Origin of the sequence: Paenibacillus sp. E222, from assembly GCF_013401555.1 — a bacterium.
Taxonomy (GTDB): Bacteria; Bacillota; Bacilli; order Paenibacillales; family Paenibacillaceae; genus Paenibacillus.
Map to the genome: position 1 here is coordinate 6,952,561 of NZ_CP058552.1, position 13,438 is coordinate 6,965,998.

11 protein-coding genes and 1 riboswitch are annotated in these 13,438 nt (G+C 49.8%); of the genes, 2 read left to right on the forward strand and 9 right to left on the reverse strand.

Translation table 11 applies throughout. The annotated features are described in order from the left end of the window. Positions 1-12: 12 nt before the first annotated feature. A complete protein-coding gene (locus HW560_RS31040; RefSeq protein ID WP_179265478.1) occupies positions 13-1,101 on the forward strand; it encodes a M24 family metallopeptidase in 1,089 nt (362 codons plus the stop codon). Between the two features lie 150 nt (positions 1,102-1,251). On the opposite strand, the gene HW560_RS31045 is transcribed toward HW560_RS31040, so the two are convergent. Continuing rightward, a complete protein-coding gene (locus tag HW560_RS31045; protein WP_090894533.1) occupies positions 1,252-1,935 on the reverse strand; it encodes a queuosine precursor transporter in 684 nt (227 codons plus the stop codon). A 260-nt stretch (positions 1,936-2,195) separates the two neighbouring features. Beyond that, the gene (locus tag HW560_RS31050) at positions 2,196-3,593 is read right to left on the reverse strand and encodes an L-cystine transporter (protein ID WP_090894530.1); all 1,398 of its coding nucleotides are present in this window, start codon (positions 3,591-3,593) and stop codon (positions 2,196-2,198) included. A 334-nt stretch (positions 3,594-3,927) separates the two neighbouring features. Between HW560_RS31050 and HW560_RS31055 the strand changes: the two genes are divergently transcribed. Beyond that, positions 3,928-5,628 (forward strand): methyl-accepting chemotaxis protein, encoded by a 1,701-nt coding sequence (locus HW560_RS31055; protein WP_090894527.1) that lies wholly within the window; start codon positions 3,928-3,930, stop codon positions 5,626-5,628. 221 nt (positions 5,629-5,849) lie between these two features. Here the strand turns inward: HW560_RS31055 and HW560_RS31060 are convergent, their stop codons facing one another. The 7 genes from HW560_RS31060 to HW560_RS31090 all read right to left on the reverse strand — a co-directional run bounded on the left by HW560_RS31060 (position 5,850) and on the right by HW560_RS31090 (position 12,948). Then, complete coding sequence (locus HW560_RS31060) at positions 5,850-7,391, reverse strand: cobyric acid synthase (protein ID WP_090901950.1); 1,542 nt, start codon at positions 7,389-7,391, stop codon at positions 5,850-5,852. A 72-nt stretch (positions 7,392-7,463) separates the two neighbouring features. Further along, a complete protein-coding gene (gene cobS, locus HW560_RS31065) occupies positions 7,464-8,354 on the reverse strand; it encodes an adenosylcobinamide-GDP ribazoletransferase (RefSeq protein ID WP_179265479.1) in 891 nt (296 codons plus the stop codon). Then, positions 8,351-8,911, reverse strand: a complete 561-nt coding sequence (cobU, locus tag HW560_RS31070) for a bifunctional adenosylcobinamide kinase/adenosylcobinamide-phosphate guanylyltransferase (RefSeq protein WP_090894523.1) — start codon at positions 8,909-8,911, stop codon at positions 8,351-8,353. The genes cobS and cobU overlap by 4 nt, the downstream gene beginning before the upstream one ends. After that, positions 8,908-10,038 carry a nicotinate-nucleotide--dimethylbenzimidazole phosphoribosyltransferase gene (gene cobT, locus HW560_RS31075; RefSeq protein ID WP_179265480.1) on the reverse strand — a complete coding sequence of 377 codons (1,131 nt, stop codon included), beginning with the start codon at positions 10,036-10,038 and terminating at the stop codon, positions 8,908-8,910. Before cobT ends, cobU begins: the two co-directional genes overlap by 4 nt. 47 nt (positions 10,039-10,085) lie before the next feature. Then, complete coding sequence (locus tag HW560_RS31080) at positions 10,086-10,907, reverse strand: ABC transporter ATP-binding protein (RefSeq protein ID WP_373564969.1); 822 nt, start codon at positions 10,905-10,907, stop codon at positions 10,086-10,088. Continuing rightward, complete coding sequence (locus HW560_RS31085; RefSeq protein WP_179265481.1) at positions 10,904-11,950, reverse strand: FecCD family ABC transporter permease; 1,047 nt, start codon at positions 11,948-11,950, stop codon at positions 10,904-10,906. The genes HW560_RS31080 and HW560_RS31085 overlap by 4 nt, the downstream gene beginning before the upstream one ends. Further along, positions 11,947-12,948 (reverse strand): ABC transporter substrate-binding protein, encoded by a 1,002-nt coding sequence (locus tag HW560_RS31090; RefSeq protein ID WP_373565022.1) that lies wholly within the window; start codon positions 12,946-12,948, stop codon positions 11,947-11,949. Before HW560_RS31090 ends, HW560_RS31085 begins: the two co-directional genes overlap by 4 nt. A 198-nt stretch (positions 12,949-13,146) precedes the next feature. Further along, a riboswitch (cobalamin riboswitch) is annotated at positions 13,147-13,284 on the reverse strand. Positions 13,285-13,438: the final 154 nt, after the last annotated feature.

The following is a 13,438-nucleotide window of genomic DNA, read 5'->3' on the forward strand; positions in this document are numbered from 1 at the left end:
AAAACTACACTCATGAATCAAACTCCTTTATCCCGGCTGGAAGCGGGTCTGTCTACAAAAGGATTAGACGCCATGCTGATTACAGATCCGAAACATATTTACTATTTAACAGGTTTTGCGAGTAATCCGCATGAGCGTTTCCTCGGGCTTGTCCTTGCACGCGGCGAAGATCCGCTGTTGATCGTGCCTGCACTCGACGAGGAAGCTGCCGCTGCCGCTTCTTCGGTATCCAACATTGCCACACATTCCGATACGGACAATCCTTACGCCTTATTTGAGCGTTATCAAGGACGTCTGGGCCGCGTAGGTCTCGAAAAAGAATACGTGACTGTTGCACGTTATGAACAGTTGACCGCCGCTCTTGGTGCTGCCAACTTTGAAGATGTCGGTCCTCTGCTTCGCACCTTGCGTGTGAAAAAGACACCGGATGAAGTCGCTCGCATTCGCCACGCCATTCATCTGATCGAGGAGACGCTTCGCCAAGGACTGTCCCACGTTCGTACGGGCGTATCCGAAATTGAACTGGTTGCCGAAATGGAATACCAGATGAAAAAACTGGGTGCAGACGGCCCTTCCTTCGATACGATGGTGCTCACTGGACCCAAAACAGGCTTGCCGCACGGCACACCAGGTGAACGCAAATTGCAGCATGGTGATCTGTTGATGTTTGATATGGGTGTCTACGCTGGTGGGTATGCATCAGATATTACGCGTACATTTGCCTTTGGTGACATTTCACCTGAACTTAAAACCATCTATAACACCGTGCTCGCAGCAAACGAAGCTGCCATTCGTGCAGTTAAGCCAGGCGTCACCTGTGCGGATATTGACCGTGCAGCACGCCAGGTTACGGAAGAAGCCGGATACGGCGAACGCTTCTTGCACAGAGTTGGACATGGAATGGGCATTGACGTGCATGAGTATCCTTCCCTGCACGGGCAGAACATGGACATTCTGGAAGAAGGTACAGTATTTACGATTGAGCCTGGCATCTATACTGGCGCAGGCGGTGTGCGTATCGAGGATGATGTACTTGTGACAGAAACTGGCGTTGAGGTGCTGACGTCCTATCCGAAAGAGCTGCAAATTCTGACGGACTAATCCTTTTTGGGATCACCATACTACCCAGCCAGCTCCTCCTAAAGAAAATATGATGCCATAACAAAAATGTCCCGCGAAACCATGAATGCATGGCTTTGCGGGACATTTTTCTTTTGTTCTTCAGATTTTGCCGTCTGCATAACAGAGAATCTAGGCTTCGTCCTTGAATTTAAAGCTGCGTGCAGCATATAGAAACGGCGTTCCTACCGCGGTCAATACAAATTTGATGACGTACGTCGTCAAGAAAATTTCAAGCCAGACGTTCCATGGATAGATGAAGGCAAACGCAATCGTGCAGAATACCAGCGTATCCGCAAACGAACTGATGATCGAGCTGCCGTTGGTACGTATCCACAACTGATTGCGCCCTGGCGCCACCTTGCGCAGCCAAGTGTACAGTCGTACGTCCAGAAACTGGCTAATGAAATAGGCTGTCAGACTTCCGAGTGCCAGACGTGGCAGCAAACCAAACAGCTTCACCATCGAATCCTGTGCAAAGTCCGTCGACGCCGGTTCAAAGAACAATACCATCTGCATCAGCACTGTCGTCATGATCAATGTGAAGAACCCGAACCATACGGCTTTACGTGCCTCACCCGGTCCATACTTCTCATTGAGCAGATCACTCGTCAGGTACATGCTAACATACATCGTATTGCCCAGCGTTAGAACGATACCCATAATATCTATCGTTTTGGTCACCTGTATATTGGCAATAACTGTTGCCACACCGATCCAGGCATAAAGACCCTTTTTACCGAACAAGCGGTAACATAAAAGAAAAAAGCCATACGTTACGAGAACAAAAAGCGCTCCCCATCCTAAATTAAACAATATAAATACACTGCCTTCCTAGTTTTGATTACGCGGGATGGTTACGAACCGCGGTTTGGCTCTGGGCCAAAACATGAATACTCTATCACATTTCCCCCAAGTTGAACAGCACTAAATAACTCCAACTGGCTTCAAGTGATATTTACGGTATGCCCTAAGGATGCTAAAAAGCAAAAAGCCGCCCTCCGGATTAACCCGAAGAACGGCTGCTCTTGTATGGCTTGTGGCTGTATCTGCCATCCGCCTATTATGAATCTGAATTACACCTGAACGGCGGAATCCAGATCACGGCTTTGATCATTGAATGTATCCTGATCGTTTTCTTTCAAAATTTTGCTGGATACGAGACCTGCGGTCATCGAATCGTTCACGTTCAGCGCCGTACGGCCCATGTCGATGAGCGGTTCAACCGAGATCAGCAAGCCTGCCAAGGCTACCGGCAGGTTCATCGTGGACAACACGATCAGAGAAGCGAAGGTTGCCCCGCCGCCTACACCGGCTACGCCGAATGAACTGATCACGACTACCAGGATCAGAGTAATAATGAAATCCCAGCTCATCGGGTCAATCCCGACCGTAGGAGCAATCATGACCGCCAGCATGGCCGGATAGATCCCGGCGCAGCCGTTTTGACCAATCGTAGCACCAAAGCTTGCCGACAAGTTCGCAATCCCGTCCGAAACACCCAATCTCTTCGTTTGTGTCTCCACGTTAAGCGGAATCGCTGCCGCACTTGAACGGGAAGTAAAAGCAAAGATCAGTGTTGGCAGAACCTTTTTCACATACGTAATTGGATTGAAGCCAAACAGTGAAATAATAATCAGGTGGATGATGAACATAACGATCAACGCCACGTAGGAAGCAATGACGAATTTGATCAGCTTCAGAATCTCATCCGGGTTCGTTGTGGCGGTTACTTTCGTAATCAGCGCCAAAATCCCGTAAGGGGTCAGCCTCAGCACCAGCGTTACAATCCGCATAACCACCGCATATACCGCATTGACCATGCCGCGGAATGTTTCCGCCTGCTGTGGTTTTTTGCGATCCAATCCGAGCACTGCCACACCAATAAAGGCCGAGAAAATAACAACAGCCAGCGTGGATGTACGACGTTCTCCGGTCATGTCCGCGAATGGATTCGACGGAATGAACTCCAGTACTTGCTGTGGAATCGTCTGATCCTTCACATCAACGAGACGTTCTTCCATCTTCTGGCCTTGTGCAAGCTCTCGGTCTCCACCTTCGATCTCAATGGAAGTCAGATTGAAGCTCAAGCTCGTCACAATACTTACACTTGCGGCAATCGCTGTCGTGATGAGCAGGATTGCGATAATCGAAAGGCTCATTTTACCGAGATTTTGCTTGCCTTTCAGATTCATGATAGCCGAAATGATGGAAACCATGATCAATGGAATCACGACCATTTGTAACAAACGAACATATCCTGAACCGGCCAGATTAAACCAATCGACCGACTTGGTAATGATGTCAGAATCAGATGTGTAGATCAATTGCAGAATGACGCCGTATACGACCCCAATGCCCAAACCCGCAAACACACGCTTGGTAAAAGAAACATGTTTCTTCTGCATCCAGAACAGGACACCCAGAAGAGCGAGCATAACCACGACGTTCAAAATGATTAAAAAGGTATTCATCTGTATAAATCCTCCTCAGTGTGAGTAACCGGATATCCCGGTTTTCTACTCGCTCAAAAGCGATATCCAACAATATATCACATAACAAACTATTCTGGTAGGTATTAATTGATATTATGTAATATGCGTGTAACAAATTCATCTATTTCTGAAAAAAATACACTGAATCGTGAAAATTATTGTATTCAACCTCCGGTTAATTTTGTAATATAGGTATATCCGCTTATTCCCAAGTTTTCTCAACGTGAAAATTAGGCCTTTCTTCGTTGGTATTTAGTCTTACGATAACGGAAAAGCGATAATGTTAATGAACATGACGTGAAAGGATGATTCTATGTTTCGAAATCGCACCGTTGCCGGTAAAATCAGAGGCACGCTGTTCCTCGTACTGCTGGTTGCTTCCTTGTTGTTTAGTATCAGTTTCTATGCTGTCTCCATGAATATTATGCAGAGCTACGTGCTTCCACAGTTCGACAAGGTCCTGAGCACGTCCATTCAGGATATATACAAGAACACATCCGCTTCTAAAATTTTGCAAGTACAGAGTGGCGGAGCCGGATCTGAGGGTGCTGCACTGACTGTGGAATCCTATCTGGCTGGCAAAGCCAAAGAGCATAATTTGGACGGAGCCTACGTTGTGTCCATTCAGGATGGTAAAGCTGTCGTTGTCATCGCGAATACCTCCTCGGGCATGAAAGCCGGAGATGAAATTAAAGTAGAAACAGCAATGAATGAGGCCACTGAGAAAAAAGAAATGGAAATCAGCCAGGTTTATGCCGATTCCTTCGGTGTACATAAAGCAGCCTTTATACCGATCGCAGGAAGTAACATGATCATGGCTGTTAGCATGGATGCCCAATTCATTCAGGACAAGATTGCACAGATCTTCTGGTTGTGCCTCGGTATCACAGCATTGGTCTTTGTGCTCGGATGGCTCATCTCGACTAGCATGATCAAACGTGTAACCAAACCGATCATCAAGCTCGTTCAACATAGCAAACAGATATCACAAGGAGATTTGACTGCTGAACTTCAGATTAAAGGTAAGGATGAAATTGCACAGCTCGCTTCAAGCTTCCAGACGATGACTCATAATCTGAAAGAAATGATTAGCCGCGCCCTCTCTACATCCAATGAAGTTGTAGAAGGCTCCAATGATTTGCTCAAACGGGTAGAATCCATGTCCGGTATGGTGAAAGACTCCAGTCGTTCTGCGGAAAGTGCCGAGAAAGGCAGCGTAAGCATCGCTTCCAGCGCAGCCGAAAATGCAAGAGCCATGGAAGAAATCACACAAGGCATTATGCATATTGCTTCCTCTTCTGCCGAAGTATCGGAGCAGATCGGAGATGCTGCGAACGAAGCTGTTAACGGTAACCGACTGGCACAGGATGCCATTCAGCAAATGGAACGTGTTGGCCAGACCGCAAGCGAATCTCTGCGTTACGTCGAAACAATGAACGAGCGCTCGATCGCTATAGGGACCATCGTTCAATCCATTTTTGAAATCACGAAACAGATTAACATGCTGTCCCTCAACGCTTCCATTGAAGCAGCTCGTGCGGGAGAACATGGACGCGGATTCGCCGTTGTGGCCGGAGAAGTACGCAAACTGGCGGAGCAATCCAAGACAGCTACAGAGGAAATCTCCGATTACCTGGGTACCATCCGCGAAGATGCTGAACGTTCCGTTGATGCCATGAATCGTGTAACCCAAGAGATTGGATCAGGTACTCATGTGGTTCAACAGGCAGGCTCCGCGTTCCAGCAGCTTAACGAATTAATTCAGAACGTTAATCTGACCATTCAGACGGTATCGGCCTCTACCCAGCAAGTATCTGCTGGAGCTGAACAAGTCAGTGCTTCCGTGGAAGAAACGGCTCAGATCACGTCCAAGTCCCGTCAAAGCATGCAGGAGATTGCTTCTACAGCGGATCTCCAACTGAATGAGATGGATTCCCATTCCAGCACCGTACGTCATCTGCATGAACAAGCGGTAGAACTGCAATCCGCCATGAAGAACTTCAAAATAAACTAATCGGAATACCTTTAACCCATTATTTCCATTTTCGAATCAAACTTAACATTAGCTACTCAAATACCCCCATGCTCAGCATCGTTCCAGATTTCAGGGAACGTTGCCACGCATGGGGGTATTCTTTTGGACTGCATATTATATAAATTGAACTAATGTATATTTACACGCGCCACTCCGATGACAGAACAACCTTTCGATCGCTGTTACCCCGAGCAGTTTTTTTATTCAGGCGCCTGAACGCCTATAATCTCGTATACACGCTGCATATCCAATGAAGAACGTAATGATTCAGCTACACGGTCGAACTCCATTTCCTTGCGTTCACGTGCGCTGTACGTCTCCAGCAATGGAGAAAGCCCTTTTCCTTCACGCAGACCATTGAGCCATGAACGCCGGAACTGATCACTTTCAAACAAACCATGCAGGTATGTTCCCCACACTTTGCCGTCAATTGTGCCCCAGCCTTCATTGAAGGATTGACCTCCCGGATGGGCGATTTCGAACAAGGCCGTTACACGTTCAGGCTCAAGACACTCGGTAACACCCATATGAATCTCGTATCCATTAATCGGCAACGAGCTTGCTGCATCGCTTTCCTTGGGCAAACGAATTGGATGAAGACCGTGTACATGCCCGGAGGCTCTTACCGTTTGTTTGTTCTGCAGAAAGGTTGTCGATAGGGGCAGCCATCCCAATCCATGGGCTTCCTGTATCTGATTCGCTTCTACCGCAAATGGATCTTTGAGATGCTGACCGAGCATCTGATATCCACCACATATCCCTACAAGCTGAACATGTTCACGCTCCGTCTGGCTGGCAATCGCTTGCTCCAGTCCTGACGCACGCAGAAAAGCCAGATCTCCAATCGTGTCCTTCGTACCCGGAAGCAGAATGGCGTCAGGATGTCCCAGTTCATCAGGAGAAGTCACGTATCGCACACTCACATCCGGTTCTCGGGAAAGAGCATCAAAGTCTGTAAAGTTGGAAATACGCGGATAGCGAATTACCGCAAGGTCCAGCTCCTGCTGACCGGATTTGCCATGTCGCATGGAGTCCAGCACCACGGAGTCTTCCGCTTCAATCTGAATATCACTTATGTAAGGCAATACGCCCAATACAGGTATGCCTGTCCGTTCTTCAAGCCAGTCCAACCCAGGCTGCAGCAAGGAAAGATCTCCACGAAACTTGTTGATGATGAATCCTTTTACACGCTGAACCTCATGCGGCTCCAGCAGCTCCAGTGTACCTACAATGGAGGCAAAGACGCCGCCACGATCAATATCCGAGATCAGAATAACCGGAGCATCCGCCCAGCCCGCCAGATTCATATTAACGATATCCCGATCCTTCAAATTAATCTCTGCAGGACTTCCCGCACCTTCCATCAGCACGATATCATACGTCGCGCGCAACCGATTCAGTGCATCCATGACCGTTTGTTTGGCTTCAGGCAGGAAATGCTGCCGGTAGTCCCATGCACTCATCTGTGTAAGAGGCACACCGTGCACGACAATCTGGGAATGCATATCCCGAACCGGCTTGATCAGGATCGGATTCATATCCGTTGTTGCTTCAATGCCGCATGCCTCGGCTTGCGCCCCCTGGGCTCTTCCGATTTCCTTGCCGTCTTCTGTGACGTAAGAATTCAGCGCCATGTTCTGTGATTTGAACGGAGCCGGCCTGAAGCCATCATGCTTGAATATTCGGCATAAGGCCGTTGTAATCACGCTTTTTCCCACATCCGATGCTGTCCCTTGCAGCATTAATACGGCCGCCTTTTGTTCAGACGTTTGTGCAGCAGTATCTTCCACGTTCCCTCACCCCCGCTCTCCGCGTTATATCAAAAAGAATCCCTGCAACAAACTAAGTACCGTTAGCAGTGCGGCCTCAAGCAATTCATTCATGGCTCCATACGTGTCCCCTGTAAGTCCACCCAGCCTTTCACTGATACGCCCGGCAACGAATTTGCCAATCACATAACCAGCCAGTGGCACCACAATGATCGCTGCAACAGGATATAGCCACCATGGTAACGTCCCTAGTCCATTCTCCATTGCCAGTACCTGGAACATGGCTGTATCCGGCTGGAAGATCCATACCACTGCCCATGTGATCACACCTGCCAGAAAGGTTAGTCCTACCGCAGAGCTGCGTGCACGCTGGACTTCCTTTCGTTCACCCAAACCCTTGAACAGGACAGCGAGTCCGTCGTCCTTGCGTGCATTCGGCAAGGCCGCCATGGCATACACCATGAACCATCGGCTCCAGATCATCGGCAGGATGAGCAAAGCTCCATAGTCCCAATTGCCACGTGCGATAAAGTCAGCAATTAATGACGCTTTCATCATCAGCAGCAGGACACAGGCGATCACGCCCATGGCTCCCACACGGCTATCTTTCATAATCTCCAGCATTCGCTCACGGGATCGATAACTAAGCAGCCCATCTGCCGTATCCATCCAGCCATCCAGATGAAGGCCTCCGGTTAGCCATACCCATAACGTCAAGGTTAACACCGCTGCCGGAAACGATGGAAGCAGTGCACCCGTCAGGGCTCCACCCAGCCAGACGCATAATCCGATGACCGCACCAACCAGCGGGTAATACACCACACTCTCCCGCAATAATGGCGGGACGAAATCAAGCTGCATTTTTACCGGGAAACGGGACAGAAATTGAAAAGCGGCCGCAGCCGCATGTTTTTGTTCAAGATCGCCTTTACTCATAAACGATACTCCCTGCTTTTCAGCTCAATCGCAATACCCACTGTCACCAGAAACACTTCGCGGCAAATCGCAGCAACCCGCTGATTGAGAATACCCGCCAAATCCCGATATCTTCTGCCCAGCGCATACTCCGGCACAATACCGTCCCCTACTTCATTGGTGACAAGCACGAGCAGACCCGGGTACGACTGGATGGCCGCTACCAGTGCGTCCATATGATCGTACAGCACCTGTACCGGCTCATGTTCATGCGCTAACAGCACATTGCTGAGCCACAGTGTCAGACAATCCACCAGAACGGTCGGTGCAGACGTACCTGTATAGGACTCTCCCATTCGTGTAATTAATTCAGGCAGTGCCAGCGGTTCTTCCACCGTATGCCACAGATATCCTGCTTCATCCCGCTGGCTCTGATGCAGACGTATCCGCTCGCGCATCTCGTCATCATAAGCCTGCGCCGTAGCGACATACCAAGCCTCAGAGGATCGCTGCATACAGAGACGCTCGGCAAACGAACTTTTGCCACTTCGCGCCCCGCCCGTCACAAGTACACTCATGGGGATACCTCTCCTTGAACCGATGAATCAACAGATTCTGATGGATTCTCGGTAGGTAGAGTCTCCGTCGTACCACCAGATACGCCCGCACTTGCAAATGTCGCCATCTCATTCAGAATGCGACATGACGCATCAATTAGATGAAGACTGAGCACGCCTCCGGTGCCTTCACCCAGTCGCATGTCCAGATCGAGCATAGGCTTCAGACCCAGCTCACGCAGCAACGCTGCATGTCCGCTTTCATGCGATGTGTGGGAAGCAATCATGTATTCTGTACTGAGCGGAGCAAGCTGACTCGCAATCAACGCGGCGGCACTGGAGATAAATCCATCCACGACCACAGGGCATCCGTTTGCAGCAGCAGCGAGAATCACGCCTGTCAGTCCGGCAATCTCCAGTCCGCCCACTTTGCACAGTACATCGAGTGCATCGTCTGCATCCGGAGCATTTACGCTGAGGGCTTGGCTGACCACTGCGGCTTTGCGCTGCAATCCGGCATCATCCACACCTGTTCCCCGACCAACCGCTGAAGCAGGTGCTGTTCCGGTTAATGCACACATCACCGCTGCGCTAGCGGTTGTATTGCCGATCCCCATCTCTCCGGTCACAAACAACTGCGTTCCCTTCGCTACCTCGGTGGAAACCACTTCAGCTCCTGCAAGAATGGCCTGAATAGCTTCATCCCGGGTCATTGCAGCACCCTTCGCCATGTTGGCTGTTCCTTTGCGGACTTTGCGGGAGACCAGGTCCGGATGATCCAGATCGGCATTCACGCCGATATCCACACAGATCACATGAGCTCCAGCGTGGCGTGCAAGCACATTGACAGCCGCTCCCCCTGTTAGGAAATTCAGGACCATCTGCGGCGTTACCTCAGCAGGAAAAGCACTAATCCCTTCTTCAACCACCCCATGATCCGCAGCCATAACGATAACAGCTCTTCGATCAAAGCAAGGCCGAGTCTCACCGGTGATCCCCGCCAGACGAATAACCAGCTGTTCAAGCTTGCCCAGACTGCCGGGTGGCTTGGTCAATGCATCCACATGTGCGGAGGCCTCAGCTGCAACTGCCTCATGTGGACCCACGATCCGACCCATTAACTGTTCCAACACCTGTTCATTATTCATGCAGCCAGCACTTCCTTTATCAAAATATGGGGTCTCCCCCGATTCATTCATTTCTTCTCTCGTCTTAGCAACAGCTGTGGCAATCCATTGTCCGGATGATTCACCATGGCCGGACTCACCCGGAAGATCTCCCGAATGTTCTCTTCCGTCATCAGCGAATGGGGTGTGCCACTGCCTACACAAGTCCCTTCACGCAGCGCCAGAATATGATCACAAAATTGCGCGGCCAGGTTCAAATCATGCAGCACCGCCACAATCGTAATATGAGTTTTTTGACGCCACGCCGATAATAACTCCATGAATTGCAATTGATATTTGATATCGAGAAAGGTGGTTGGCTCGTCCAGCAATAATAGCCTGGGTTCCTGAGCCATGACTTTGGCAAGCGCAACCCGCTGCCGTTGACCGCCACTCAGTGCATCCAAAGGTCGTTCGGCCATGTCACTCAGACCCAACTCCTCTAACACCTTATCAACTATCGCTGCTCCATCCGACGGTTCTTCGCCAAGCCAGTTCTGGTAAGGATAACGTCCCATCTCGACAACATCCCTTACGGGATAAGAGATGGCCGGTAGTCCATCCTGCTGCAAGACTGCAATCATGCGCGACAGATCTTTACGGGTGTATGAGGAAATGTCGCGACCATCAATCTGTATGCTGCCAGCGTTCGGCTGTTCGGTTCCGGCAAGTAGCTGAAGCAGGGTCGATTTTCCACTGCCGTTTGGACCAACAACGCCCCACCATTCACCTGCTTTTACTTTCCAGTCCACCGCATGCAGAGCCCGATGGTTACCATACATTTTATCAGCTTTCGTGACTTCAATCATCGGCCGACTCTCGGTAGGGTCTGTTTTCATGAATGTACTCATGGCATCATCCCCTTCCGCAGCTTTTTGTTCCGATGCAGCAGATACGCAAAAAATGGCGCTCCAACAAAAGCTGTAACTACACCCAGCGGAATTTCGGTTGGGGCCAGCAATGAGCGTGCAATCGTGTCTGCCCAGACCATGAAGATGGCTCCCCCAATCGCGGACAAAGGCACCAGCAAGCGATAATCAGGTCCCACAATGAGCCGAAGAATATGCGGAATGACCAATCCGACGAAGCCAATCACGCCCGATACGGAGACAGCGCCTGCCGTAAGCAGCGTACCCACAGCTAACACCGACAGCTTCAATCCATCCACCTTAACCCCGATATGAGCAGCTTGTCGTTCCCCCAAGGCAAGCACATTCAACGAACGCGCACGGCTCCAGAGGAAAATCAGCCCCAGCACAAAATACGGGAAAAGGATGGCCGTATACGACCACCCACGCAGTGCCAGACTTCCCATCGTCCAGTATATAATTTCATTGATTGTCTGCTTCGACATGGTCGACAGGAAGGAGACGACTGCTCCCAGGAAACTTTGCATGACGACGCCAGCCAGAATCAGGCTGTGTGTAGGTATTTTGCGTCCCTCACGAGCGAGGGCCAGCACAAACCACAATGTGACTACTCCCGTCAGAAACGCGACCAGTGGCAGAGTCCAGATCCCAATCAGTGCATACTGCAATCCGAAAAAAATCAGAAAAGCCGCACCTACCGATGCACCGGACGATACGCCCAGGGTAAACGGATCAGCCAGAGGGTTACGAAGAACCCCCTGGAATCCAGTTCCGGCAATCGCCAGCGATGCACCTACAAGCACGGCAAGCAGTACACGTGGGAATCTGACCTTCCATATGATCTGTTCTGCTGCTGTATTCCAGTCAGGAACAATCCAGTCGCCCAGCCAGGGAATGCGATGAAGCAAGATGCCCGCAATGTCCAAGGCAGGCAGGGCAACCGAACCGATGCCCGTGCAGATGAGCACGGTTAACACAAGCAGCACAATTCCGGCCGTTCCGTACACTGCCAGCTTTTTACTCATTTGAACAGATCAGGGTAGATCGCTTTGGCTACTTCTTTCAGACCTTGGGTTACCCGTGGTCCCGGACGGCTCAACAGGTTGGCATCCAGACCGATGACTGCATCGTTCTTCACAGCCGTGATTTGATCCCATCCGCTGCGTGCTTTGATGATTTGATCCAATGTTTTGTTATCTTCCACTACATCGTTCGCATACAGAATGACGTCCGGATTAGAAGCAATAATGTTCTCTTCATTAATCTGGTTCCAGCCAGTCAAGTCGGAAGCTACGTTGTTACCTCCGGCCAGTGTAATCAATTCATCCATGAATTCACCTTTACCCACAGTCCAACCTGGGGAGAATTCAACATATACTTTTTTCTTCTCTTCCGGTTTAACTGCCTTCACAGCTTCAGTTACATCAGCCACATCTTTTTTCATCTGGGTGATGATCTCCTGTGCTTTTTCCTGATGATCCGTGATTTTACCAAAAGTTTCAATGTTGTTTATTACATCATCCACTGATTTAGGATCTGTTTTGAAAATCGTAATGCCCAGATCACGCAGTTTCTTCACCGACTCTTTGCTCATTGAGATACCTGTAAATACGATATCTGCTTCAGCCGCAATGATCGACTCTTCATTAGGCTTGGATACTCCGCCCATTTTCGGTTTTGTTGTTGCTGCTTCCGGATAATCGTCATAGTCGGATACCCCTACGATCTGCTCGTCCAATCCGAGTGCGAACAGGGATTCCGTTTCAGCCGGAGATACGGATACGATTTTGGCTGGTGCTTTGTCAAAGGTAAACGATTCACCCGTAGCATCTGTAACCGTGAGTGGATATTGTGTTTTGAGATCTGTCTGCGCCTGTTCCTGGGATTGCTCCTGTGCAGGTTGTGAGGTTCCTGTACCCTCGTTCGTTGTTGTTGTACCACAACCGGCCAACGTCAGTGCCAGCATCGCTGCGCTCAGCAGTGACGCTACGCCTTTCCATGTCTTGAAATTCATTGTGTTCATTCTCCCCTTCTCTATCCATTCTAGTGAGTAGTGCTCCTGTCCCAATTCCGCTTGAATTTGTGTTCCGAAAAAATAAAATCCCCAATCCTTGGTCAGAATCAGGGATGACGTCTCGCATGTGGCGATCTGCGCATGGTCAGCTTGGCGCTGTTTATGCACAGAGAACTGCCCGAAACGCTGTCCTTTCCTCGAAGGAACACCGGTTTATACGTCCAGGGCAGGTAACCTGACTTACAGGAATTCATCCTGATTTACAGTGGCGGGACCGTGCCGGATTTACACCGGCTTCCCTATTTCACCCGTATGCCGTTCATCGCCTCATATAAAAGCATGAAACATTCTGCATGCACGCGGGACCCTTGGTCGCTAATATTGTTTAACCATTCAAGTGAGCATCGTGCATCCTTGGTAGAGCTTGTTGCGCCTCCATCGATGATGCACTTGCTAAGTCACACTTCTGTTGTGATTATAGGTTATATTGTACATCCTT

Bases quoted from the DNA above. Each gene is read 5' to 3' on its own strand.
- cobS (WP_179265479.1), bottom strand. From the start codon at position 8,354: ATGAGTAAAGGCGATCTTGAACAAAAACATGCGGCTGCGGCCGCTTTT.
- HW560_RS31040 (WP_179265478.1), top strand. From the start codon at position 13: ATGAATCAAACTCCTTTATCCCGGCTGGAAGCGGGTCTGTCTACAAAA.
- HW560_RS31085 (WP_179265481.1), bottom strand. From the start codon at position 11,950: ATGAGTAAAAAGCTGGCAGTGTACGGAACGGCCGGAATTGTGCTGCTT.
- cobU (WP_090894523.1), bottom strand. From the start codon at position 8,911: ATGAGTGTACTTGTGACGGGCGGGGCGCGAAGTGGCAAAAGTTCGTTT.
- HW560_RS31090 (WP_373565022.1), bottom strand. From the start codon at position 12,948: ATGAACACAATGAATTTCAAGACATGGAAAGGCGTAGCGTCACTGCTG.
- HW560_RS31080 (WP_373564969.1), bottom strand. From the start codon at position 10,907: ATGAGTACATTCATGAAAACAGACCCTACCGAGAGTCGGCCGATGATT.
- HW560_RS31060 (WP_090901950.1), bottom strand. From the start codon at position 7,391: ATGCTGCAAGGGACAGCATCGGATGTGGGAAAAAGCGTGATTACAACG.
- HW560_RS31050 (WP_090894530.1), bottom strand. From the start codon at position 3,593: ATGAATACCTTTTTAATCATTTTGAACGTCGTGGTTATGCTCGCTCTT.
- cobT (WP_179265480.1), bottom strand. From the start codon at position 10,038: ATGAATAATGAACAGGTGTTGGAACAGTTAATGGGTCGGATCGTGGGT.
- HW560_RS31055 (WP_090894527.1), top strand. From the start codon at position 3,928: ATGTTTCGAAATCGCACCGTTGCCGGTAAAATCAGAGGCACGCTGTTC.